Raw genomic sequence first — 3,135 nt, forward strand, 5'->3', positions numbered from 1 at the left:
TGTTAATTTATCCGCGTCTTTTTGCGGTAAATTAACGCAAGGTGAGTCGAACTGTCTACATGACGTGTCGTTTCAGCTTGCTAAATAACTTAACTATTTGGATACTGATAAAAGTTCATCGACGCTAAGAAGCCCTTAGTCTTACTCTGTCTGTTTTAATACTTATCGACATACTCGCCAACTTGTCGCGTATTACCGCTAAAGCTATTTGGGCGTTGTATGGTTAAGCCTCACGGGCAATTAGTACAGGTTAGCTTAATGCATTACTGCACTTCCACACCCTGCCTATCTACGTCGTAGTCTTCAACAACCCTTTAGGACAGTTAAACTGTCAGGGATGACTCATCTTGGGGCTCGCTTCCCGCTTAGATGCTTTCAGCGGTTATCGATTCCGAACGTAGCTACCGGGCAATGCCATTGGCATGACAACCCGAACACCAGCGGTTCGTCCACTCCGGTCCTCTCGTACTAGGAGCAGCTCCCCTCAATCATCCAACGCCCACACCAGATAGGGACCGAACTGTCTCACGACGTTCTAAACCCAGCTCGCGTACCACTTTAAATGGCGAACAGCCATACCCTTGGGACCGACTTCAGCCCCAGGATGTGATGAGCCGACATCGAGGTGCCAAACACCGCCGTCGATATGAACTCTTGGGCGGTATCAGCCTGTTATCCCCGGAGTACCTTTTATCCGTTGAGCGATGGCCCTTCCATACAGAACCACCGGATCACTATGACCTACTTTCGTACCTGCTCGACGTGTCTGTCTCGCAGTTAAGCTGGCTTATGCCATTGCACTAACCTCCTGATGTCCGACCAGGATTAGCCAACCTTCGTGCTCCTCCGTTACGCTTTGGGAGGAGACCGCCCCAGTCAAACTACCCACCAGACACTGTCCACAATCCCGATAAGGGACCAATGTTAGAACATCAAACCTACAAGGGTGGTATTTCAAGGACGACTCCACGAGAACTGGCGTTCCCGCTTCAAAGTCTCCCACCTATCCTACACATGTAGGGTCAATGTTCAGTGCCAAGCTATAGTAAAGGTTCACGGGGTCTTTCCGTCTAGGTGCGGGTACACAGCATCTTCACTGCGATTTCAATTTCACTGAGTCTCGGGTGGAGACAGCGTGGCCATGATTACGCCATTCGTGCAGGTCGGAACTTACCCGACAAGGAATTTCGCTACCTTAGGACCGTTATAGTTACGGCCGCCGTTTACCGGGGCTTCGATCAAGAGCTTCGCTTGCGCTAACCCCATCAATTAACCTTCCGGCACCGGGCAGGCGTCACACCGTATACGTCATCTTTCGATTTAGCACAGTGCTGTGTTTTTAATAAACAGTTCCAGCCACCTTTTCACTGCGGCCGCCATTCGCTTAGAGCGTAAAGCTCATCACAAACAGCGGCGTACCTTCTCCCGAAGTTACGGTACGATTTTGCCGAGTTCCTTCACCCGAGTTCTCTCAAGCGCCTTAGTATTCTCTACCTGACCACCTGTGTCGGTTTGGGGTACGGTTCATATATTCATAAGTTTAGAGGCTTTTCCTGGAAGCAGAGTATTTGCAACTTCAACACCGTAGTGTCTCGTCTCGTGTCTCAAGCAAAGTTAACCCGGATTTACCTAAGTCAACGCCCTACGCACTTTCACCTGGACAACCAACGCCAGGCTTGCATAACTTTCTCCGTCCCCCCATCACTGAATATATAAGTACGGAAATATTAATCCGTTTCCCATCGACTACGCATTTCTGCCTCGCCTTAGGGGCCGACTTACCCTGCCCTGATTAGCATGGGACAGGAAACCTTGGTCTTTCGGCGTGGGAGTTTTTCACTCCCATTATCGTTACTCATGTCAGCATTCGCACTTGTGATATGTCCAGCAAACCTCTCGGTTCACCTTCAGCCACTTACACAACGCTCCCCTACCACTCATCTTGCGATGAATCCGCAGCTTCGGTGCATAGTTTAGCCCCGTTACATCTTCCGCGCAGGCCGACTCGACTAGTGAGCTATTACGCTTTCTTTAAAGGGTGGCTGCTTCTAAGCCAACCTCCTAGCTGTCTTAGCCTTCCCACATCGTTTCCCACTTAACTATGACTTTGGGACCTTAGCTGGCGGTCTGGGTTGTTTCCCTCTTCACGACGGACGTTAGCACCCGCCGTGTGTCTCCCGGATAGTACTCACAGGTATTCGGAGTTTGCAAAGGGTTGGTAAGTCGGGATGACCCCCTAGCCTTAACAGTGCTCTACCCCCTGTGGTATTCGTCCGAGGCGCTACCTAAATAGCTTTCGGGGAGAACCAGCTATCTCCCGGTTTGATTGGCCTTTCACCCCCAGCCACAAGTCATCCGCTCATTTTTCAACATAAGTCGGTTCGGTCCTCCAGTTGATGTTACTCAACCTTCAACCTGCCCATGGCTAGATCACCGGGTTTCGGGTCTATACCTAGCAACTAAACGCGCAGTTAACACTCGCTTTCGCTACGGCTCCCCTATTCGGTTAACCTTGCTACTAAATATAAGTCGCTGACCCATTATACAAAAGGTACGCAGTCACACCACGAAGGTGCTCCTACTGCTTGTACGTATACGGTTTCAGGTTCTATTTCACTCCCCTCACTGGGGTTCTTTTCGCCTTTCCCTCACGGTACTGGTTCACTATCGGTCAGTTAGGAGTATTTAGCCTTGGAGGATGGTCCCCCCATCTTCAGTCAAGATAACACGTGTCCCGACCTACTTAATATGGAATATAAGAGCTAACGCATACAGGACTATCACCTCGTATCGTTGTGCTTTCCAACACATTCTGCTGACTCTTACACTCTCGGCTGTTCCCCGTTCGCTCGCCGCTACTAGGGGAATCTCAATTGATTTCTTTTCCTAAGGGTACTTAGATGTTTCAGTTCCCCTCGTTAGCTTCATTAACCTATGAATTCAGTTAATGATAATCCCTAAGGATTGGGTTCCCCCATTCGGACATCTGTGGGTCAAAGCATTTTGTCGGCTCACCACAGCTTTTCGCAGACTTACACGTCCTTCATCGCCTCTAACTGCCTAGGCATCCACCGTATACGCTTAATCACTTAACCATACAACCCCAAATAACCTTCGTTTATTTGACGTACGGAC

At 49.6% G+C, this 3,135-nt stretch carries 1 rRNA gene; it reads right to left on the reverse strand.

What is annotated here, in order from left to right:
* Positions 1–219: 219 nt before the first annotated feature.
* A 23S ribosomal RNA gene (locus tag ACEN2L_RS20645) occupies positions 220–3,095 on the reverse strand.
* Positions 3,096–3,135 lie beyond the last annotated feature (40 nt).

This window comes from Flavobacterium sp. W21_SRS_FM6 (assembly GCF_052119645.1).
GTDB lineage: Bacteria > Pseudomonadota > Gammaproteobacteria > Enterobacterales > Alteromonadaceae > Paraglaciecola.